Here is a 20,611-nt window from a genome sequence, read left to right on the forward strand (position 1 = left end):
GCAGGAGGCACCCGCGTGCAGGACCAGCCGCACGGCACCGACCCCGTCGAACGCCTCGACCCGGTGGTCCTGCACCACATCGTCAACACCCTCGGCTGGCCCGATCTACGCCCCCTGCAGAAGGCGGCCGTGCACCCGCTGATGGACGGCGAGGACGCGATCCTGCTCGCGCCGACCGCCGGCGGGAAGACGGAGGCCGCCACCTTCCCGATGCTGTCCGCAATGCGGGAGAAACACTGGACCGGCACCTCCGTTCTCTACCTGGCCCCGCTCAAGGCACTCCTGAACAACCTGGTGCACCGGGTCGACAGCTACGCCCAGTGGCTGGGCCGCCGCGCCGCGCTCTGGCACGGGGACACCCCTGAGTCTGTACGCCGCCGCATCCGCACCGAGTCCCCCGACTTCCTGCTGACGACGCCCGAGTCCCTCGAAGCAATGCTCATAAGCGTCAAAACCGACCACACGCACATGCTGGGTCGCGTACGCGCCGTCGTCGTCGACGAGGTGCACGCCTTCGCCGGGGACGACCGCGGCTGGCACCTGCTCGCCGTACTCGAACGCCTGGAGCGACTGGCCGGCCGACGGATCCAGCGCATCGGCCTCTCCGCCACCGTCGGCAACCCCGACACCCTGCTCACCTGGCTCCAGGGCGCCAGCCCCGCCGACCGCCCCGGCCGGGTCGTCGCCCCCGGAGTGACCCTGCCGGTCGGCGGGACTGCCCCAGCCGACGCCGAAAATCTCCCGCGCCCCGCCGGAGAGGTGGAACTCGACTACGTCGGGTCCCTCACCAACGCTGCCAAAGTGATCTCCGCCCTGCACAAGGGAGAAAAGCGGCTCGTCTTCTGTGACTCCCGCAAGCAGGTCGAAGAACTCGGTGCGGCGCTTCGAGGGCGCGACGTCACCGTGTTCCTCTCTCATGCCTCCCTCTCCACCGAGGAACGGGCCCGCTCCGAGCAGGCATTCGCCGAAGCACGCGACTGTGTCATCGTCTCCACCTCGACCCTCGAACTCGGCATCGACGTCGGCGACCTTGACCGCGTCATCCAGATCGACTCGCCCAGCACGGTGGCCTCGTTCCTGCAGCGCATCGGCCGTACCGGACGCCGCACCGGCACCTCCCGCAACTGCCTGTTTCTCGCCACTCGGCCCGACACCCTCCTCCAAGCCGCCGGCCTGCTCACCCTGTGGACCCGCGGCTGGGTCGAACCCGTCACCCCGCCCCCCTCACCCCGCCATCTCGTCGCCCAGCAGCTCCTCGCTGTCACCCTGCAGGAACACCGCCTCGGCGACCGCCTGTGGCCCGAACAATGGAACGGTCTGGCTCCTTTCGACCGCTCCGCCGCCCCCCTCCTGTCCCACCTCGTCGAAGGCGGCTTCCTCGATAGCGACGGCGGCATGCTGTTCATCGGCACCGAAGCCGAGAAATACTTCGGCCGCCGCCACTTCATGGAACTGACCGCTTCCTTCACTGCACCCCCCGAGTTCACCGTGCTGGCCGGACGCACCGAGATCGGCACCACCGACCCCACCGTCCTCACCGAGGAACGCCCAGGCCCACGCCGCCTGCTCCTGGCCGGCCGCAGCTGGCAGGTCACCTTCATCGACTGGGCCCGACGCCGCGCCTTCGTCGAACCCGTCGAAGACGGAGGCATCGCCAAATGGCAGGGAAGCGAAGCCCGCGGCCTCTCCTACGCCCTCACCCGAGCCATGCGTGATGTTCTCCTCGGTACAGACCCTGACGTCCGCCTCACCCGCCGCGCCACCGCCGCCCTCGCCGAACTCCGCACCGATCGCGCACCCCACGAAGTGCACCCTGCAGGCACCCTCCTCGTCCGCGACGCAGACGCCACCCGCTGGTGGACCTGGGCTGGCTACCGCGCCAACGCCACTCTCACGGCTTCCCTCGGAAACATTGCCGATCCCGTTCAGCGCCCCACAGACACCCACGTCCGCCTGCGTCAGGACCTCAGTCCGGGTGACTGGAAGGTCGCCCGCGCCGAATTGGCCGAGTCTCTCACCCTGCCCACAGTTGATCCGCGCGCCGTCCGCGGCCTCAAGTTCTCCGCTGCACTCCCATCCCGACTCGCCTCCGCCACGCTCGCTGAACGTCTAGCCGACTTCGACGGCGCGCTTGCCACCGCCCGTGAGCCCGTACGCATGATTGCGCCGGTGTAGGGTTTCGAGCTGCGCTGGTGCGGACTCCGCCGTGGTCGGAACGCATCGAAAGAAGTCGGCTCATCTTGGAGGACAGGTGCCAGCGGTTCAGCGGATCACCTCCCGCAATGCCCGGTTCCAGCAGTGGGAGGCCCTGCTCACCAACCGGAAGAAGCGGAGCCAGCTCCGCGAGTTCCTGGTCCAGGGGGTTCGGCCGATCTCGCTGGCCGTGGAGTACGGCTGGCCGATCAACGCGCTGCTCTACGATGACCGGCGGAAGCTGTCGGGCTGGGCTCAGGAGCTGTTGCGGACGACCCGGGCCGAGCGGATCGCGATGGCGCCGGGGCTGCTGGCGGAGCTGGGCGAGAAGACCGAGGGGGCACCCGAGGTGATCGCGGTTGTCGGCATGCCGGCGGACGACCTGGGCCGGATCGAGGTCGGGCCGGACTTCCTCGGTGTCCTCTTCGACCGGCCGACCACGCCGGGCAACATCGGGAGCATCATCCGGTCGGCGGACGCCTTCGGCGCGCACGGGATGATCGTTTCGGGTCACGCCGCCGACGTCTACGACCCGAAGGCCGTGCGGGCGACCACGGGCAGCCTGTTCTCGCTGCCGTCGGTCCGGGTGCCGGGGCCGAACGAGGTGATGGCCTGGGTGGAGCAGCAGCGTGCCGCCGGTCACCCGCTGGTTCTGGTGGGCACGGACGAGAAGGGCGACGCCGACGTCTTCGACTTCGACCTGACCCAGCCGGTGCTGCTGCTGGTGGGCAACGAGACGACCGGGCTGTCCAGCACCTGGCGGGAGCTGTGCGACTTCACGGTAAGCATTCCGATGACGGGGGCCGCCAGCTCGCTGAACGCGGCGAACGCCGCGACCGCGGTCCTGTACGAGGCTTCCCGGCAGCGGATCGCGGCCGGGAAGCGTTCTCGTTGATCTCGTGTCAGGTCCAGGTGTCGCCCTCGGCGGCGCGGCGGTAGACCTCCAGGTACTTCGCGGCGATCACGTGGTGGCCCCAGCGCTCGATGGCGGCGGCGCGGAGGTACTCCGGGGCCGGGAGGCCGGCCAGGATCTTGGCGGCCTCCTGCGCGGTGGGCGTCTGCTCGACCGGTAGGGCGATGCCGACGTGCGGGGCGATCTCGCCCAAGCATCCGTTATCGGTGGCGATGGCCGGGGTGCCGCTGACGGCCGCCTCCGCGACGACGGTGGCCCCGGGCTCGATCCACTCGCCTCCGAAGGGGCCGCCGAAGGGCTGGGAGAGGACGAGCAGAGCACGGGCGGCGGCGAGCAGGCCGGTGCGGTGGCTGCCTCCGACCTCTCCGATGTACTCGGCGGTGTCGGGGTAGTCGGTGAGGATGCCGTGCAGGTAGTCCGGCTCCCAGGCCGGCCCGGCGAGTTTCAGCGGGAAGCCGGCGGCCTGGGCGAAGGCGGCGGCGTCCCGCGCGCCCTTGTGAACGGAGACCCGGCCGAGGAACAGCAGGAAGTCGTCCTTCTGCTCGCGGTAGGTGTAGCGGTCGGGGTTGACCGGTAGCCGGATGATCGGTGCGTCCGTGGACCCGGCGGCGCGGCGCTGGGCGTGGGAGAGGTAGACGCCGTTCCCTCGGTGCTCGGGCACGCCGTTGAGGTGGTGGGTGCGTACGGCGGGCCAGTCGGGCTCGGCGGGCAGGAGCTGGCCGTTGGTGTGGTCGTGCACCACGTCCGGGCCGAACGCGCTCAGCGCGGCCCGGGTGGTGTCGGTGGTGGTGGCGTCGGAGACGGTCAGGCCCGGCCGGACGCTGCTGCCGGGGGCACCGACGAGGAGGATCTCGCACCCGACGGCGAGGAGTCCGTCGATGAGGGTGGCGACCACCCACTGGATGCCGCCGTAGCCCTGCGGCGGGACGGTGATCCACTGGGTGGTGTCCCGCCCGTACCGGTGGGGCGGGTTGAGCATGGCGATCTTCACGGGCGCCTCCGGGCCTGGTCGAGCAGCTCGCGGCCGATGCCGGTCAGCACCGCAGCGGTATAGAGCACGGCGAGCACGACGGGTCGCGCGCCGACGCCGCTGGAGCGGTTGCGTCTCCACTCCTTGTGCAGGCCGCTGCGGGCGGTGCGGCGGCGGACTTCGCTGCGGCCCTGCCAGTAGGCCCGGCGCAGGAGGTAGCCGGGGCGGAGCCGGTGGGCGGGTATCAGGTGGCGGACCTGCGTGTCATGGAGGACCGCGGTGGCCGCGCCGAGGGCGGCGAGTCGGCGCACGAGCGTGGTGTCCTCGGCGGAGGCCAGGTTGGTGCCGACGCGGCCCAGACGGCTGTCGAAGTCGATGCCGAGCAGGCGGGCATGGTCGCGGTCGAGGGCGAAGCACCCGCCCCAGATGCTGGCGGGCAGGTCCGGGTGGTGAGAGCCGAGGTAGTGCAGCTGCCCGGCGGTGAGCCACCACGGGGTGCGGCGGCCCTGGAGGTCGGCGGTGATCCGGGTACCGGCCACATGCGCCCCGTCGGTCAGGGCAGTGCGCAGGTCCTCGACGGCGGCGGCGGTGGGGACTACGTCGTCGTCCACGAAAACGACGTGCCGGGTGGGGGCCTCCTTCAAGGCGAGGTTGCGGCTGTAGGACAAGCCGATGGTGGCCCCGTTGAAGAAGACGGTGCGTCGCCGGTCGGCAGACTCGGCGAGCCGCCGCTGGGTGGCGGCGTCCGCAGCGGTGTCCACGACGACCACGAGGTGGTCGTCCGGGCCGAGGACGCCGGAGAGCCGGTCAAGGGCGGACAGGAGCAGGCCCGGCCGGTTGCTGCACAACGCCACTGTGAGAGGGACGCTCACCGGACCGCCTCCGTACGGCGCCGGGCCGAGGCGCGGTCGGTGAGCCGGGTGGCCAGGTCGGCGAGATCGCGGGCGTGCAGGCTGCGGTCGGCGGCGGGGTGGCGGCGAACCTCCAGGCGTTCGGCCCGCGCCTTCTCGTACGCGACGAGCAGAGCCGGATCGACGCCGGGCGGGGCATTCCAGCCGGTGGGCGGGGTGACGAGCGCGGAGTGGGCGCCGAGGCGCTGGGCGGGCGCGGCGTCGTGGTCGGGCCGGTCGCCGACCATCAGAGTGGTGGCCGGGTTCCAGCCGAGCTGCTCGATGGCCCAGCCGAGAAGGCCGGGGTCCGGTTTGGCGATGCCCACGGTGGTGTCGAGGGCGATGAGTGCCAGGTGCTCGGTAGCGCCGCTGGCGCGCAGGACCTCCTCGCACTCGGGGGGCTGGTTGGCGACCACGCACACCGGATGGTGCTCGGCGAGGGAGGCGAGCGCGGCGTGGGCGCCGGGGACCAGCTGCGCGAGGTCGGCCCAGCGGCGGCGGACGCTGGTCCAGGCGTGCGCGCCGGCCGGGCTGTAGAGGCCGAGGTTGGCGGTGGCGCTGGCCCGCTGGAGGTAGAAGCGGTTCATCTCGGCGGTGAACCGCTCGATGGTCAGGGTGGGGTCGGCTTCGCCGGCCAGCTCCAGCACGGCTTGGAGCCAGGCGAGTTCGAACGGCTCGTCGTAGTAGAGGACGCCGCCGACGTCGGTGGCGATAGTCTCGACGGCGGGGGCGGTGGTCTTGGCGGGCTTGGTCACGGGGTGTCCGTCCGGGAGGTGGCGGTGGCGTACCACTCGGGGTGGGTGTCGGGGGCGGTTTCGAGGGCGAGGGTGGATTGGGGCCGGACGGGGCCGTGGGCCTTGGCCCAGGCGGCGGTGGCGGCGAGGCCGTCGGCCAGCGGGGTATCCTTCCAGCCGCCGAGCAGCATCCGGGCGAGTTCGCTACTGGTGTAGGCGGCGTGGACCTCCTCGCGGGTGTCCAGGTGGCGGATCGGGTGATCGGGCACGCCCATCGCCTCGCGCACCGCGTGGGCCATCTCCAGCACGGTGCAGGGCTGCTGGCTGCCGACGTTGATCACCCGGTTCCAGTGCCGTGGGGTCTCGGCGGCGTCGAGGAAGCACCCGACGATGTCGTGGACGTAGGTGAAGGCGCGCTGCTGGCTGCCGTCGCCGTATACGGTGATCGGCTCGCCGCGCATGATCTGGTTGAGGAAGATCGCCACCGCGTTGCGCAGGGGGTCGCCGAGGTTCTGCCGCTCGCCGTAGACGTTGTGCATCCGCAGCGCGGTGAACGGCAGGCCCTGCATCTGCGCGGTGATGGCGAGTTCGCGTTCGATGGTGAGCTTGGCGTTGCCGTAGCTGTCGACGGGCTGCGGGTGGTCGTCCTCGCACATGGGGACGCGGCCGGTGCCGTAGACGGCGACGGAGGAGGCGTAGGAGAAGTACCGGACGCGGGTGCGGAGGGCGGCGTTGATCAGGTGGATGCTGCCGAGGACGTTGACCTCGTAGTTGTGGGCCTTGACGGCGTGGCTGATGCCCTCGGCGGCGAACGCGGCCAGGTGGAAGACGCTGTGGAAGGCGTGCGAGGCGAACAGGTCATCCACCACGGTGCGGTCGGCGATCGAGCCGGTGACGAGCCTTGCGCCGGCGGGGATGTTCTCCTGCTTGCCGCCGTCGAGGTTGTCCAGGACGACGACCTCGTGTCCGGCGGTCAGGAGGCGGTCGGCGAGGTGGGAGCCGATGAATCCGGCTCCGCCGGTCACCAGGTGAAGGGCCATGCTGTGCTCCGATCGGGTGGGTGGGTCAGGAGTTGGTGAGGAGGGCGCGCACCCGGGCGATGTCCGCGGTGGCGAGCGCGATGGCGTTGGGGATCCGGGGGGCGAGGTGGTCGCGGAGCTTGTCGGCGTTGAGGCGGGCGAGGTGCTCGGCTGCGGTCGGGTCGGCGGTGAAGGCTGCGATGTCGCGGTGGACGTCGTCGGCCGGGGCGGCGGGGCCGTAGGTGTCGGCGAGGACGCCGTGGAACTTCGGGCTGTGGCCGAGGGCGACGGCCGGGGTGCCGCTGGACAGGGCGGCGATCGAGGCGTGCAGGCGTTCGGAGATCGCCAGCTCCGCGCCGCCGAGGACGGCCTTGTAGTCGCTGGCCCCGGTGCCGTCGGCGTCCAGGACGTGCACCGGCACACCGGGGAGGCGGTGGGCGATCTGCCGGGCAAGGAGGCGGTCGTCGTTGTGCTCGCGGGAGTCGTGGCAGTGCGGGACCAGGACCAGCGGACGCCTGCGAACGCGCCACAAGGTGGCGGCGAGACGGGTGATCGCGTCCAGGTGCTGGGTGTCGGTGATCGGGCTGTAGCGGGTCACGCCCCGGCTCGGCGCCAGGCACACGTACTCCTGGGCGGCGTCGAGGCCGGCGGCGGCGAGCAGTTGCGCGGCGCGCTCGGGGCCGGATGGTTCGAGGAGGAAGGCGGGGTCGGCGGAGAGCACCACCGTCTCCTCGGGTAAGGCCAGGTGTCCGGTGAGGTAGGACAGGGTGGTGCTCTCGCGGACGGTCAGCAGGTCGAGCCTCTGGGCGGTGGCGGTGAAGGCGGCCTGTTCGGCGGGGTCGGTGAACGGGCCGACGGACTGGCCGATCATCGCGGTGGGGATGCCGAGCTTCTGGGCCCGGTCGAGCACGGCGAGGTAGGGGGTGGAGACGCCGTAGTCGGCGGTGTGCAGGTCGCCGCCGGTGGCGAGGACCAGGTCCGCGTGCTTAAGGAGGCGGGCGGCGCGTTCGCGGCGGTGCGGCTCGGTTTCGACCGGCCGCAGGGTGGCCCAGGAGCGGGAGATGACGAACGGGTCCGCGGTGCAGTCGGCGCCGCTGCCGGCGAGCGCTTCGGTGTCCAGGGCCGGGGTCTGAGTGAGGACGGTGACCGTGGTGTCCGGCGTGGTGGTCAGCGCGGTGGCCAGGGAGCGGGCGAGGGCCTCGACTCCTCGGCTCTCGCAGCTGGTGATGCCGGTGAGCAGGATGTTGGGCACAGGGGTCCTCCCGGGCTAGTTGGTGAAGGCGAGGAGCTGGCCGAGGACGCGCCGGTAGTTGAACCCTCGGCGGAGTTCGTCCTGGATACGTCCGAGCCTCTGTCGGTTGGCGGGGCCGTCGCGCAGGAGCCGGGCGAGGTCGTCGGCGGGGTCCTCGCCGAGGATGAACGGGGTGATCTCCTCGCCGTAGAGGCCGGTGGTGTAGGCGAGTTCGGGCGGCAGGGCGGGCATCGTGCTGGCCGCGACGGTCTCGAACATGCGGGGGGTGAGCAGGCGCTGGTGGGCGAGCAGGGGCCGGGCCAGTACCGGGGTGATCTCGGCCTTCGCCATCTGGGCGAGGACCTGGCCGAACGGGACGGGGCCAGTGACCTTCACGCCGCGCTCTGCCAGCCAGCCGGGTCGATTGGTGGTCGCGGTGAGGTGGTCGGGGTGGGGATCGCCGTCCCACCAGCGGCCAGCGACCCGCAGGCGGGTGAGCGACGGCCTCGCCGACCGGGCGGCCTCGATGAGCTGGGCGAGGGCGTCCCAGCGCCACCAGTTCGCGCCGACGTACTGGAGGTCGTAGGTCGCGGCTGGTGCCCGCTCCGGGCGGTGCACGGGCTTGGGCATCCCGAAGTAGGGGAAGAACTGCGCGCCGTCCGGAAGCTTGCCGAGGCGCGGCTGGAGAATGAGGTCGCTCAGGTCCCGGTAGAGCTGCTGCCACTGCTGGTGGCCGTATCCTCCGGCGGAGTCGTCAGCTCCGAGGACGGTGTGCTCGCCCCAGTGGGCGTCCGGGTCGAGGACGATCCGGCGGTCCCGGGGGAAGCGCTCGCACAGCTCCCGCCGCTGCTCGTCCAGGAACTGGCGGCCTTCGAAGACCAGGACCAGGTGGGTGCCCCAGCCGAGATCGTCGACGACCGGCAGCAGGCCGGGGACCTGGTCGTCCAGGCGGCACAGCGGACCGGCGAGGGCGACTTCGCAGTCCAGCGCGGGGGCGGCGCGCACGTATTCGCCGACCATATGCGCCGATCCGGCCTGCCAATGGAAGTCACCGGCGAACAGCAGCCTCACCGCGCGCCCCCGGCAGCGCGCAGGCGGCGGTAGGCACGGCGGCGACGCGCGATGGTCGGGGCGAGCCGCAGCAGCCACCAGGCGGCGGCGGCCGTCTCCACCCACCCGCCGACCACGGTGGTGTTCCCGCCGACCGAGCGGCCGGCCAGGTCCTGGCGCAGCCACCGCCCGGACAGGGAGAGGATCGCGGGCCACCTCCACGTGATGTCCGTGAGCAGGAAGTAGTAGCGGTTGCGGCGCATCTGCACCCGCCGGTAGGTGCTCGCGCCGGTTCCGCCACCGCCGTAGTGCTGGATGCCCAGGTCCAGGTTGAGGGCGACCCGCCAGCCCGCCCAGCGGACCCGGCGGCACAGGTCGGTCTCCTCGTAGTAGGTGTGGAAGACCCGGTCGAACAGGCCGAGGGTCCGCAGGACCTCGGCGCGGACGAAGAGGGCCGCGCCCTGGACGTAGGCGTGCTCTAGGGTGGCGGGGGCTCGGCCGTGCGCGGGGCCGGCCGGGGAGGGCCGGTTGGGGCGGTCGCCCACGAAGCCGTCGGCCTCGCCCAGTTTCAGCGCAAGCCGCGACCAGTCGTTGTGCTCGTCCAGGGAGACGGCCCCGCCGTCGGCGTCGGTGTAGGTGTAGGTGTACTGCATGGGGCCGCAGATGCCGTACGTTGGCCACTTCTCCATGAAGGCGGTCAGCTGCTGGATGAGGTCGGCCGGGGTGCGGGTGTCGGGGTTGACGAGGAACACGTAGTCGGCGCCGGCGGTCAGGGCGGCGCGCATGCCGACGTTGTTGGCGCGGGCGAAGCCCAGGTTGGCGTCGTTTTCGATGATCCGCACGGCGGGGAAGTCGTCGCGGACCATCGCGGTGCTGCCGTCGGTGGAGGCGTTGTCGACGTACCAGACGGTGAGGTCGAGGTCGGGGGTGTGGCTGGCGAGGAGGGTGGAGAGGCAGGCGGGCAGCCAGCGGGCCTCGTTGGTGCCGACCGTGATGGTGGCGACCTTCGGGCGGCGGGCGGGTGCGGTGCTGGTCACGGTACCTCCGTGTCGGCGGGGACGAACTCGATGACGAGGCTGCGGCGGGGCCGCTCGGTGGAGTTGGGGCGCGAGGCGTGCACGGCCCGGACGTCGTGCACGGCCACGTCGCCGGCCCGCGCGCCGACCGGCAGGACAGGCCCGGCGTCGCGGACCTGGTCTACGTCGGCGTCATCGGCCAGCAGGTGGCTGCCGGGTACGAACTCCAGGCAGCCGTTGGAGGCGTCGGAGCCGTCCAGGAACAAGCTGAGGTTGATCGCGCGGCCGGGCTCGGCGTCGGTGCGGTCGCGGTGCCAGGGGACAGCGGCGGCCACGTGCGGCATCTTGACGATCATGGCGATGACCCGGGCCCGCGCCGGGCCGCCGAGGAGGGTCTCGGCGAGGTGGTGCAGCGGGCCGGTGGCGAACAACCCGGCTGCGAGCGGGGCGCCCGGCTGCTGCTCAAGGTTGTGGACGCGGTAGAGCACCGGCGTGCTCTCGCCCTCGCGGGTGAAGTGCCAGAAGTCCTCGCCGCGGTGGCCGCTCTCGAACGCGGCCACCAGGGCATCGGCCTCGGCACGCAGCCGCTCCAGCAGCTGATCGGTGACCACGGCCGGGACGACCGTGTACCCGTCCGCCCGGAGCCGGCCGAGGGCGTCGGCGGTCGGCCCGGTCACCGGGTGGCCCCGGCGGTGAGCTGCTCGGTGAACCAGGCGACGGTGGCGGCCAGGCCGTCCTCGATCGCCGTCCGCGGCGCCCACCCGAACACCTCGCGGGCCACGGTGGTGTCGGGCTTGCGGCGGACCGGGTCGTCCTCGGGCAGGGCAGTGAACTCGACCTCCGCAGCGGAGCCGGTGAGGTCGAGGACCAGTTGAGCGAGGGCCAACACCGTGCGCTCGTCCTCGGTGCCCAGGTTGACCGGGCCCGGGCGGTCGCTCGCGGCGACGGCAAGCAGCCCGGCCACGGTGTCGTCCACGTAGCACAGCGAGCGGCTCTGGTGGCCGTCCCCGGTGACCCGCAGCGGCTGCCCGGCTAGCGCCCGGGTGACAAAGGCGGGCACCGCGCGGCCGTCGTCGGTGCGCATCCGCGGGCCGAAGGTGTTGAAGATCCGCACGATCGCGGTGTTGGTGCCGAACTCGCGGCGGTACGCGGCGGTGGCGGCCTCCGCGAAACGTTTGGCCTCGTCATAGACGCTGCGCGGGCCGATCGGGTTGACGTTGCCCCAGTACGCCTCGGTCTGCGGGTGCTGGTGCGGGTCTCCGTACACCTCGGAGGTCGAGGCCAGGACGAACCGGGCTCCGCGCTCCTTGGCGAGCTCCAGCACGTTCAGCGTGCCGATGGAGCCGACCGACAGTGTCGGGATGGGGTGGCGCAGGTAGTCCGCCGGGGAGGCCGGCGACGCGAGGTGGAACACCACGTCCACCTCGCCCGCGACGGCGAGCTTGTCGTTGACGTCCTGCTCGACCAGCTCGAAGTGCTCGGCGCCGAGCAGGTGCGCGATGTTGTCGCGGCTGCCGGTCAGGAAGTTGTCCACGCAGACCACGGCGGAGCCGTCGCGGATCAGCGCGTCACACAGGTGGGAGCCGATGAATCCGGCTCCGCCGGTCACGACAGCAGTCCTTCGGGCCATGGGGCTCCTCCAGCAATCGGGCACGCCCGACTCGCCCGGCAGCACGAGGACACTGCAGGTGGGATCGACGTGCGCGGTGAACGGGTGCGGGCGCGGCAGGCTTGTCGCGCCCCGGTGATCGGTGCGAGTGGTCCGTCCGTCGTGGACGTCTTCTCGCTGCACGGCCGGGTCGGCGTCAGGTCTCTGAGGTGGTCCCCGGCCTCCCCCCGCGACGCCCGGCCGCACATGCGCCAGCCGGTCACCCTTCGGGGGAGCACCAGCTAACCCCCGCTCAACTAGGTCTGAACAGAGCAGGTTTGTCGTCTTCCTGTCGTCTTCTGGGCTCAGCCGCCTCGGATGTACCATCAGCGCACGGTGGTGGACTGGCTACAGTCCGGTGAATGCATCGGGGGTTGGGGCATGAGCCGATCGACCGGCTTACGGGCACCGGTACGGCTGGTTCACCCGCTGAGCGTGGTGCGGGAGGAACGAGGCTGGACCTACCAGGACGTTGTCGACATCGTTGCCAAGCCCACCCGCCGGTCGGCTGACCGGCGCAAGGCATGGAAGTGGGAGCACTGGGGCGTCGAGCCGGACGGCGAGAGCCAGGCCGCTCTCGCTGTTGAACTCGGCGTTCCGATGGACGAGGTGCACCGGCTCGGCTGGCCCGGCTGGCTGCCGGACGGCGGCCCAGTCCGCACTGGTTTTCCGTGGACCCGGGCGGGGACGCTCCAGGCGTTGGACGACACCCTGGAGCATGCGATGTTCGACCGCCGCGGATTCATGAAGCTCGGCGGCGGGGCTCTGGTCACGTTGGCCGGCCAGTGGCTCACCCAGCACCCCGAGCCAGTGGCCGCAGCCCTCGCCGGAGGCCGCATCGACGCGCAGCTCGTCGCGGACCTGGAGGACGGCCTGCCCCGGCTACGCCGATTGGAGGCCCGTCTGGGCGGACCGCGCGCCCGCCACCTCTTGGACGCCGAGCTCGACACGGTCACCGGCATCCTCAAAGAGGCGTCCTACACCGACGAGGTCGGTCAGCGGCTGCTCCGCCTCGGCGCCGAACTGGGCCGCCTCGCCGGATGGTCCTCCTTCGACGCGGGACTGCACGCCGCCGCCCAGCGGTATTGGGCCAGCGGCCTGCGCGCTGCCCACACCGCCGACGACCGCGCGCTCGGCGCCAACATTCTCAAGTCGCTCAGCCTCCAGTGCTACGACCACGGCCTGTTCGCAGACTCCCACGCGCTCGCGGCAGCCGCCGTCGACGGCGCGGGCGAGGTCACCCCCCGCACCCTGGCCATGCTGCTGCTGCGGCAGGCCCGCGCAGCGGCGGCCTGCGGCGACCGCACCGAATGCGACCGACTGCTGTCCACAGCCGAGACCCAGATGGCCCGCACCAACACCGGCGACGACGACCCCTCCTGGACCGGCTACTTCGACACGGCCGAGTTCCACGCCCAGACCGCCGCCTGCCACGCCGACCTCGGCCGCCCCCGGCTCGCCCAGCGCCACTACACCACCGCGCTCGACCTCATGCCGGCCACCAAGCGCCGCGACCTGGCCACCTACACCGTCCAGAACGCCCGGACCCACAACGCCCTTGGCAACGCCGACCACGCCGTCCACCTCCTGGAAACGGCTATCCCGATGATCACCGCCGCCCCCTCCCAACGGAACGCGGCCCGCGCCGCAGCAGCCCGCGCCGAACTCCCGCTCACAGCCAAGGACCCGAAAGTCCAGTGCCTCGACCAGATGCTCGCCAAACTGGCCGCATGACCACACACCCCACCCCGCGCGTCGCCCTCGTCTCCGGCGGAAACCGCGGCCTCGGCCTCGCCATCGCCACCCGCCTCGCCGAACAGGGCATGCAGGTCGTCCTCGGCGTGCGCGACCGCCTCGCCGGCCGGGACGCAGAGGAAGCCCTCGGCAGCAAGGGGCTGCTCGTCCACTCCCACGAGCTGGACGTCACCGACCCAGCCAGCGTCGCCCGATGCGTCGCCGACGTCGCCGCCCAGCTCGGACGCCTGGACGTGCTGATCAACAACGCCGCCGTCGCCATCGACCGCGGCCAGGCAGCCTCCGCGCCCGACTTCGAGCGCGTCCGGGCCACGCTGGACACCAACCTTCTCGGCGCCTGGCGGCTCGCCGCCACTGCCTCACAGGAGATGAAAAAAACCGGCTACGGTCGCATCGTCAATATCACCAGCCACCTCGGCTCACAGAGCAACATGGGCACCGGCAACGTGAGCTACCGGATCTCCAAGGCTGGCCTTAACGCCCTCACTCAGATCCTCGCCGCCGAACTCGGCGGTACCGGCATTCTCGTCAACGCCGTCTCCCCCGGGCGCATGGCGACCCGCATGGCCTATGGCGAAACCGACCGCACTCCCGAGGACGCCGCTGACACGCCCGTCTGGCTCGCCACTCTTCCCGACAACGGCCCCACAGGGGGCCTCTTCTACGACCGCGAGCCCCTGGGCTGGTGACCTGCCGCGTCCGCACTCGGGTTTGCCCCACCAGGCCTCTTCGCTGGTACAGGTAGGCGGGATCCAGCTGGCCGACGCCGGGAGGGGCCGGCCAGAGGGCGAGGTGGTATCGAGCGGGGACACCGCTCGCCTACGGCTGCGCTTACGAGCCATCCGTCTGCCGTACTGCCGGAGAAACCCGCCCCCAGGGGCCAGGACCATATGCAGTTGGGCACGTTCACGAGCGCGTCTCCCTCCTCTCTTCGAGGAGGGAGACGGTCCGGCTCAGCCGCCGACCTGGACGAGGCAGAAGGCGAAGATGCCGGGGATGGCTCTGTCCAGTGACCGTACAGCCCTCGGCCACCGCCAGCGACCGCTCACCGCCCGATGATTAGATCTCGTCGGCCGGGTGCCAGATGTACGGGAGGGTGCGGTCCTCCTCGTACAGGTCGCGCCACACGGCCGTGAGGCTCTTGATGCGCTGCTGGGACTGCCGGATGAGTTCCTGGATGCGGGCGACTGCTTCCCTGGGTTCGGGGGGCAGGATCGCTCGGGTGAGAAGCTGCATCTCGTCACGGGCTTCGTCGATCACGGCAGCGTGGGGGACCTTGACGACGAGGGTGTAGGCCGCGACGACGTTCACGCCCCACTGACCGTCGGCTTCCTTGACGGCCCAGATCACTGACTGCGCCGAGGGCGAGAGCGTGAGCTGGCAGTTCGGGCCCATCATCCTGCTGAGTACGGGCAGGTCGATGCGATCCTCGCCCGCCAGGGCCGCCGCGTCCTGGGCTGTCGGGACGGAGAGCCTCCCAGTGATGGCGCGTGCGATACGCCGGGTCTCCGCTGCCGATGGCGGCGCGTCGTCCTGCTTGCCCGAAGGTGCCTCGGCCGCACTGCCGACGCCGACGTTCGCGTCGGTGCGTTCGCCGTCCTCGTCGTCCTTGGTCCCCCAGGAGAGGACGACCAGCTTCCAGTCGGGCAGCGACGCCGGAGACAGTACATGACTGACGACATCGATCGCGTCCCAGTTGAGGGCCGGGACCGTCATGCGGACGGCGTAGCCGTCCAGGTTCTCCGTGACCTCGTTGGATGCGTCCCAGATGCGGCCGATGTCGGGGTCTTTGCAGACGTCGCCGATCAGTTCCATGAGCTCGGCGCTGTCCTCACGGCCGGCCAGCGCGAACTTGAGCAGGCTGACGTAGGTGGCGGCATGCCGGTCCCAGTCGTGGTACTGGGACCGGGCCTCTCGGCTCAGCAGGGACCAGCGCATGAAGTTGGCGCCCGGCTCCAGCACCCAGGGCCACCACTCGGCGGTGGCGGCGTTGTGCGCGACGACGTTCCAGTTCGCGTCGCAGAGGAAGGTGGGGCTGGGCATCTGCTTGTCGATCAGCAGCCGCAGGCCGCTGCGGACCCGGGTGTCGACGGCCCCGGCCGCGGCCGTGGGGCCCAGGCCGTTGTACAGCAGGAGCGCGATGAACTCGTCGCGGTCGAGGTGCAGAAGGTCGGCGAGGGCCTCGCACTGCTTGCGGTCGAGGCGGTGTCTGCCGGCGCCCCGCTCGAGGTCGCGGTACCACCGTTCGGAGCGGTCGATCGCGTTCGCGCACTCGCCCTGGGTCACACGGCGGCCCCTGCGTTCGCCGGCCGCCCGGCGCCAGCAGCGCAGCTGACCGGCGAACCCCATGATCTGTCCCGCATGCGGAAGCTCACCTCGCTCCGGGGGCCGCTGGCCGGGCGTCGTGGCCCCAACCTCAGCGTCGTTGCCTGAAGCCACAACTTCCCTCTCGCTGTCCCCGTGGTCTGCGGGGAAGGGCACGGTGGCGCCCATCCTCTTCTCCTCGATCGTCTGTATCCCTCCCGGCGGAGGGCCTGCATCCCCGAGTCGAGGCAACAAAAAAGAGGGCTGCCGCGCTCTGCACGGCGGCCCTCCCCTTGACCTCCATTCCAGGGTACGAGATAAATTGTCGATCTTGGATTCCCTCCCCGAAGTAAGCGTGACGGGCGCCACACCTTCCCGCGCGCGCACGGGAGGCGGACGCGCGGCGATACCGCAGCGTTCGGGAACGAATCGGACAGAAAACCGGCAAATTCTTGCCGGTTTCGGAACCGGCAAATTCTTGCCGGTTTTTTCTTTCAGGTCGTCGGCCGAGCTCAAGCGCCCGCCCGCCACCGAAGGCCACCGCTCCACATCCCGGCCCATTCCGCTTTCCCTGCTGGGCAGTTAAGCGACAGGAGCCCGCTTCGACTTGTGCACCGCCGCAGGATTCTACGCGCGTAAAACCGACTTGAGACACCGTTGACGGCGTTTCCCAGTCGGGTTTAAATCCTGGTCACCAGCAGGTCAGCGACGTGATCGCGTCGCACGGGGCAGGGGGAAGATCATTAATCCCTACATCGTGCCGGAAGCGGCTCGGAGAGCCAATAGCGCGTCGGCCACGAAATCGACACCGGTGTCCGCCTCGATGGCGACACGGGTTGTAACGGGAATCAGAGCTATGTATGGACTTGCCGACCGGGCCTGCGTATGTTCGTCGTCCCCTCGGGTGATCACGCCCGAATCACGACGAGCAAGGAGAGCGTAGGCACCCGACGGGCCTGCAGGCCCCCGGAAAAAGCGGCGACGTCCGAGAGCGGCAACTCTCGGACGCCGGACGCCTCAGCAGATCACCCGTCCGGGCCCAGGGCCCGCGATGGAGATCACATTCACCCGCACCGTGCCTTCTCACGGGACCAACCGGTGCGGCTTCACTGAAGAGGAGAGTGTCTTATGAGCGCCGCTGTGCGCAAGTGGCCGGGGGATTCGGCCCGCGCGACAGGTGCGATTCACCGCCTGTCGACAGGGGGTGCTGTCTGATGGCGCGGATCCGGACGATCAAGCCCGAGGCGTTCGAGTCGGAGGATCTCGCCTCGGTCGATGTCACCGCGATGGTGACCTTCTTCGGCCTGCTGACCCAAGCCGACGATTCCGGCCGCTTCCGCGACCACCCCGCGATCATCGCGGGGCGTCTGTGGGCCCTGCGTGCCGATCACACGCCGGCCAACGTCGCCGTCGACCTGGAGCAGCTGGCGGGTGCCGGCCTGATCTGCCGGTACACCGGCTGTGACGGGAACTCCTACCTGCACGTGGTGACGTGGGAGAAGCACCAGAAGATCGACCGTCCCTCCGCCTCCCGTCGCCCGCGCTGCCCGGTCCACCAGAGCCACCAGAAGTGCGGCGGCTGTTCTCAGGACTCCTGCCCGGCGGTCGAGCAGACCCGCACCGCACGGCCTGCGGCCCCGGCCCAGCCGGTTTCGACGCGCTCTCGTGGAGCCCTCGAAACACCGGGATCGTCCGCCGTGGGAGAGCCGGGCACGGCGTCGAAGGCCGTGGTGGGCAGTGGGGCCGTGCGGGTGAGCAGCGAGGGGCCCCTCGCCGGGGCCTCCTCCGAGGCGTCCGGCAAATCCGCAGGTCAGGCGGCATTCGCCGGAGATTCGATGCATCCTCGCGAGGGCTCGGCGTCTGGATCTAGGATCTTGGATCCTGGATCTTCCCCTAAGGGGGGCACGGCCCCCGCCTCGCACACGGCTGCGCCGGGCACGTCGACGAAGGCGCTGGTGGCCGAGTACGTGCGTGACTGCGCCCACCGCCCGCCGAAGGACGTCGTGGCGCTGGTCGGCCGGCAGGTGAAGGGCCTTCTGGAGGAGGGCTTCGACCCGGAGGTGATCCGCCCGGCCCTGGGGCAGCTGCGGATCAAGGGCCTGCACGCGACGGTGCTGCCGAGCCTGGTGAACGAGGCGCTGAACGCATCGCGGTCACCATCCGCCGTCGGCGCCTCCGGCGCGGGGCCCTGGGCCACCTCCTCCGGCTACGTGCCCTACCTCGACCCCGCTGCCGAGCCGAGCGGATTCGGAGGCCGACTGTGACCCGCTACCAGCTCACCGACCCCCAGCCCGCCGTACCGGAGAGGCTGCGGGCCCGTCTGGAGGCGAAGCTCGCCGAGCGCGGGATCAACCCGGCCGCCACGCTCCCGGACACCCCGGAGCCGATCCCGGCCCTGGAGGCCGCGCAGCAGCGCATCCCGGTCGACTACCGAGAGGCGCTGGTGGAGCACCCCGATGTCGCCGCCTGGGTGCGGAAAGTCGCCGAGGGTGCGGTCGCCCCGAACGCCGGCGGGCTCAACCCGCAGTACGGCACGCTCGGCCGGCGGCGGATCGCGCACGGACCGTCTCTGCTGCTGTGGGGGAACCTCGGGACCGGCAAGACCCGCCAGGCGTACGCAGCGATCCGGGCGCTGACCGCCTCCGGGTGCGGGGTGGCCTGGCATGCCACGACCGCCGCCGACCTGTTCGGCGACACCCGCCCGCAGGCCGGCGTGGACCTGGAGCACCAGATCCGGCGGATCGTCCGGGTGCCGCTGCTGCTCCTGGACGACCTAGGAGCGGCGAAGACCTCGGCCTGGACTGAGGAGATCCTCTTCCGGCTGGTGAACTGGCGCTGCCAGAACCGGCTCCCGACGATCTTCACCACCAACCTGCCGCCGGTCCGCGAGCTCGCCGACTCCCCCCGCCAGCCGATCCTGCGCGATCTGGTCGGCGACCGGGTACTGAGCCGCCTGTCCGGCATGTGCACCCCGGTGGTCCGCTTCACCGGCCCCGACCGCCGCTTCCAGCGCTGACGCGCGGCCCCTCCTCTCCTCGGCCCGCCGCCGCAGCCGGGCCCTTGCCTCCACCCCGCCGTGCCCTTCCGCCGCCCCGTCGGCGCGGAAGAGGCCCGGGGCGTACCCGAAAGACACCCTGATGCGCTACATCACGACCACCACCGGCCCTCAGTCGGACGTCCGCTCGATCTCGGACCACAGCTGGCACGCTCGCGCCGCCTGCTACGGCATCAAGCCCAAGGAGGCCGACCGACTGTTCTTCCACGACCCGCGCCACACTCGCGACCGGCAGCAGGCCCGGCAGGTGTGCGCCGCCTGCCCCGTGCGGCTCGACTGCCTCAACTGGGCACTGGAGAACAAGGAAAAGGTAGGGATGTGGGGCGGTTTGACCCCCAAAGAGCGGGCCCAGTGGCGCACCAAGCTCGACGACCGCCTCGACTACGGCCGGGTTCGCGAGGCGGTCAACGGGCGGGACGTCCACCTCAGCTGCCTCGAGCGCAAGGCCATCATCAGCTACGCCTGCGCCAGGGGCTGGAGAGCCAGCCGTCTCGCCCACGTCCTCGGGGTGAGCGTCGACTGGGCCCGTGACGTGATGAACGAAGAGGCCGAGGCGATCGACGACCGCATCCAGCACACCGTGCACTCCGCCCCCGCACCCATCCCGACCGCCACCGCCCTCAAGGCCGACGAGAACGCCGAGGAGCCGCCGACGAGCGACAACCAAGACGCCGGCAGCCCGGACGCCACACGCACCGACGAGGGCCTCGCCCCGGTCGACCGCCACGCACCCGCACCCGTCCTGTTCGACGAGCTCCGAAAGGCAGCATGACCCACCCTCACGATCCGACTGACCGCCGCCCGTCCGAGGGGGCTGCCGAGCGATACGTCCTCGCCGCCGCCGGCGCCGTCATCGTGGCGCTGACCATCGCGTCCTTCTGGCTGTCCTACGCCCACCTGGCCGAAGTCGCCGGCCGGCACGGGCTGGGCGGCTCCCTCACCCGGCAGTGGGCCTGGCCGGGGACCGTAGATGCCTTCATCGTCACCGGTGAACTGCTGATGCTCCGCGCCGGGCTGAAACGCGTGACGGACGGCTGGGCGATCGGTCTGACGGTCGCAGGGTCGGTGGGCTCGATCGCACTGAACGTCGCAGGCGTCCACGGCAGCACCGACGCCCCGGTCCCGCTGCTCGACTACATCGTCGCCGCCGTCCCCCCGACCGCCGCCCTGCTGGCCTTCGGTGTCCTGATGCGCCAGATCCACCAGCTCGTCGCACCCCGCCACCGGCCCAACGAAACGCCCGCGCCGGCAGAGACCCCCGGGATGGGAACGGTGGCCGACGGGAACCAGGGCCGCCTCCGGCAGAGCCCGGCGGGGACCGTGGAAGTGGGGACCGTGGAAGTGGGGACCGCCGGTCCCGTAGGGACGGACGGCTTCATCTCAGCGTCCCCGGTCCCCGTGGCAAGCCCCGGGAAAGTGAGCGCCGACGGGGACGGTCCCCAGAGGACCATGGTCCCGGTCCCGGAGCACGACGACGAAGCACCTGGTCCCAGCGGCCAGCAGGGGACCGGGGAAGGTGCGGTCCCGGCAGATGGCGACCCCCGCCCCGACGCGCAAGAGGGCATCAAGGCCACCAAGGAGGACCATCACCCCGGTCACCAGAAGAGCGTCCTGAAGCCCCTGGTTGAAGGCGACCGCCCCCAGCACGAGCACGCCGCACCCGGGGGCGGTCTTGAGCAGCCGCTCCCCCACCCGGCCCCGGAAGACCGTCTCGGCACCGGCGGGGACCGGGAACCCGAAGGGGACCGTCTCGGCACCGGCGGGGACCGGGAACCCGAAGGGGACCGTCCCGACAACGACGGGGACCAGGAACCCGAAGGGGACCGTCCCGAC

The 20,611-nt window shown here is 71.2% G+C and carries 17 protein-coding genes and 1 pseudogene; 8 read left to right on the plus strand and 10 right to left on the minus strand.

What is annotated here, in order from left to right; translation table 11 throughout:
• The first annotated feature begins 15 nt into the window (after nt 1–15).
• Both QK442_RS32765 and QK442_RS32770 read left to right on the plus strand, forming a co-directional pair.
• Nucleotides 16–2,175 (plus strand): DEAD/DEAH box helicase, encoded by a 2,160-nt coding sequence (locus QK442_RS32765; RefSeq protein ID WP_282697756.1) that lies wholly within the window; start codon nt 16–18, stop codon nt 2,173–2,175.
• 76 nt (nt 2,176–2,251) lie between these two features.
• Nucleotides 2,252–3,088 (plus strand): TrmH family RNA methyltransferase, encoded by an 837-nt coding sequence (locus QK442_RS32770; protein ID WP_282697757.1) that lies wholly within the window; start codon nt 2,252–2,254, stop codon nt 3,086–3,088.
• A 7-nt stretch (nt 3,089–3,095) separates the two neighbouring features.
• Here QK442_RS32770 and QK442_RS32775 read toward each other — a convergent pair whose 3' ends face one another.
• The 9 genes from QK442_RS32775 to QK442_RS32815 are packed head-to-tail and all read right to left on the minus strand — an operon-like array spanning nt 3,096 to nt 11,646.
• Nucleotides 3,096–4,097, minus strand: a complete 1,002-nt coding sequence (locus QK442_RS32775) for a glycosyltransferase family 4 protein (RefSeq protein WP_282697758.1) — start codon at nt 4,095–4,097, stop codon at nt 3,096–3,098.
• The gene (locus QK442_RS32780; protein WP_282697759.1) at nt 4,094–4,948 is read right to left on the minus strand and encodes a glycosyltransferase; all 855 of its coding nucleotides are present in this window, start codon (nt 4,946–4,948) and stop codon (nt 4,094–4,096) included. Before QK442_RS32780 ends, QK442_RS32775 begins: the two co-directional genes overlap by 4 nt.
• The gene (locus QK442_RS32785; RefSeq protein WP_282697760.1) at nt 4,945–5,721 is read right to left on the minus strand and encodes an HAD family hydrolase; all 777 of its coding nucleotides are present in this window, start codon (nt 5,719–5,721) and stop codon (nt 4,945–4,947) included. Before QK442_RS32785 ends, QK442_RS32780 begins: the two co-directional genes overlap by 4 nt.
• Nucleotides 5,718–6,740, minus strand: coding sequence for an NAD-dependent epimerase/dehydratase family protein (locus QK442_RS32790; protein ID WP_282697761.1), 1,023 nt, complete (start codon nt 6,738–6,740; stop codon nt 5,718–5,720). The genes QK442_RS32785 and QK442_RS32790 overlap by 4 nt, the downstream gene beginning before the upstream one ends.
• A gap of 25 nt (nt 6,741–6,765) precedes the next feature.
• Nucleotides 6,766–7,971 carry a polysaccharide pyruvyl transferase family protein gene (locus QK442_RS32795; RefSeq protein ID WP_282697762.1) on the minus strand — a complete coding sequence of 402 codons (1,206 nt, stop codon included), beginning with the start codon at nt 7,969–7,971 and terminating at the stop codon, nt 6,766–6,768.
• A gap of 15 nt (nt 7,972–7,986) precedes the next feature.
• Nucleotides 7,987–8,970 (minus strand): hypothetical protein, encoded by a 984-nt coding sequence (locus QK442_RS32800; RefSeq protein WP_282697763.1) that lies wholly within the window; start codon nt 8,968–8,970, stop codon nt 7,987–7,989.
• Nucleotides 8,971–9,017: 47 nt separating this feature from the next.
• The gene (locus tag QK442_RS32805) at nt 9,018–10,037 is read right to left on the minus strand and encodes a glycosyltransferase family 2 protein (RefSeq protein WP_282697764.1); all 1,020 of its coding nucleotides are present in this window, start codon (nt 10,035–10,037) and stop codon (nt 9,018–9,020) included.
• Nucleotides 10,034–10,693 (minus strand): phytanoyl-CoA dioxygenase family protein, encoded by a 660-nt coding sequence (locus QK442_RS32810; RefSeq protein WP_282697765.1) that lies wholly within the window; start codon nt 10,691–10,693, stop codon nt 10,034–10,036. The genes QK442_RS32805 and QK442_RS32810 overlap by 4 nt, the downstream gene beginning before the upstream one ends.
• On the minus strand, nt 10,690–11,646 hold the full coding sequence (locus tag QK442_RS32815; protein WP_282697766.1) for an SDR family oxidoreductase: 957 nt from the start codon (nt 11,644–11,646) through the stop codon (nt 10,690–10,692). Before QK442_RS32815 ends, QK442_RS32810 begins: the two co-directional genes overlap by 4 nt.
• 399 nt (nt 11,647–12,045) lie before the next feature.
• Here QK442_RS32815 and QK442_RS32820 point away from each other — a divergent pair, with 399 nt between their 5' ends.
• Nucleotides 12,046–13,398 (plus strand): hypothetical protein, encoded by a 1,353-nt coding sequence (locus tag QK442_RS32820; protein ID WP_282697767.1) that lies wholly within the window; start codon nt 12,046–12,048, stop codon nt 13,396–13,398.
• A complete protein-coding gene (locus QK442_RS32825) occupies nt 13,395–14,108 on the plus strand; it encodes an SDR family NAD(P)-dependent oxidoreductase (protein ID WP_282697768.1) in 714 nt (237 codons plus the stop codon). The genes QK442_RS32820 and QK442_RS32825 overlap by 4 nt, the downstream gene beginning before the upstream one ends.
• Before the next feature lie 370 nt (nt 14,109–14,478).
• On the opposite strand, the gene QK442_RS32830 is transcribed toward QK442_RS32825, so the two are convergent.
• Nucleotides 14,479–15,768: an XRE family transcriptional regulator gene (locus tag QK442_RS32830; protein WP_282697769.1), complete on the minus strand. Its 1,290-nt coding sequence runs from the start codon at nt 15,766–15,768 to the stop codon at nt 14,479–14,481.
• A gap of 1,169 nt (nt 15,769–16,937) precedes the next feature.
• Between QK442_RS32830 and QK442_RS32835 the strand changes: the two genes are divergently transcribed.
• From QK442_RS32835 to QK442_RS32850, 4 genes and pseudogenes are all read left to right on the plus strand, one after another.
• Entirely contained in the window at nt 16,938–17,987 is a 1,050-nt protein-coding gene (locus QK442_RS32835) for a hypothetical protein (RefSeq protein ID WP_282697770.1), read from the plus strand.
• Nucleotides 17,984–18,739: an ATP-binding protein gene (locus tag QK442_RS32840; RefSeq protein WP_282697771.1), complete on the plus strand. Its 756-nt coding sequence runs from the start codon at nt 17,984–17,986 to the stop codon at nt 18,737–18,739. The genes QK442_RS32835 and QK442_RS32840 overlap by 4 nt, the downstream gene beginning before the upstream one ends.
• Nucleotides 18,740–18,860: 121 nt before the next feature.
• Nucleotides 18,861–19,550, plus strand: a complete 690-nt coding sequence (locus tag QK442_RS32845; RefSeq protein WP_282697772.1) for a WhiB family transcriptional regulator — start codon at nt 18,861–18,863, stop codon at nt 19,548–19,550.
• Nucleotides 19,547–20,014 (plus strand): annotated as a pseudogene (locus QK442_RS32850) (DUF2637 domain-containing protein); the annotation flags it as partial. The gene QK442_RS32845 and the pseudogene QK442_RS32850, both read left to right, overlap by 4 nt.
• Nucleotides 20,015–20,611 lie beyond the last annotated feature (597 nt).

The sequence above is a fragment of the Streptomyces sp. CC208A genome (assembly GCF_030010625.1).
Lineage (GTDB): Bacteria > Actinomycetota > Actinomycetes > Streptomycetales > Streptomycetaceae > Streptomyces.

What these genes read in the sequence shown, in the direction of transcription:
- QK442_RS32825 (WP_282697768.1), top strand. Translation starts at nt 13,395, where the DNA reads ATGACCACACACCCCACCCCGCGCGTCGCCCTCGTCTCCGGCGGAAAC.
- QK442_RS32820 (WP_282697767.1), top strand. Translation starts at nt 12,046, where the DNA reads ATGAGCCGATCGACCGGCTTACGGGCACCGGTACGGCTGGTTCACCCG.
- QK442_RS32815 (WP_282697766.1), bottom strand. Translation starts at nt 11,646, where the DNA reads ATGGCCCGAAGGACTGCTGTCGTGACCGGCGGAGCCGGATTCATCGGC.
- QK442_RS32800 (WP_282697763.1), bottom strand. Translation starts at nt 8,970, where the DNA reads ATGGTCGGCGAATACGTGCGCGCCGCCCCCGCGCTGGACTGCGAAGTC.
- QK442_RS32845 (WP_282697772.1), top strand. Translation starts at nt 18,861, where the DNA reads ATGCGCTACATCACGACCACCACCGGCCCTCAGTCGGACGTCCGCTCG.
- QK442_RS32830 (WP_282697769.1), bottom strand. Translation starts at nt 15,768, where the DNA reads ATGGGGTTCGCCGGTCAGCTGCGCTGCTGGCGCCGGGCGGCCGGCGAA.
- QK442_RS32835 (WP_282697770.1), top strand. Translation starts at nt 16,938, where the DNA reads ATGGCGCGGATCCGGACGATCAAGCCCGAGGCGTTCGAGTCGGAGGAT.
- QK442_RS32790 (WP_282697761.1), bottom strand. Translation starts at nt 6,740, where the DNA reads ATGGCCCTTCACCTGGTGACCGGCGGAGCCGGATTCATCGGCTCCCAC.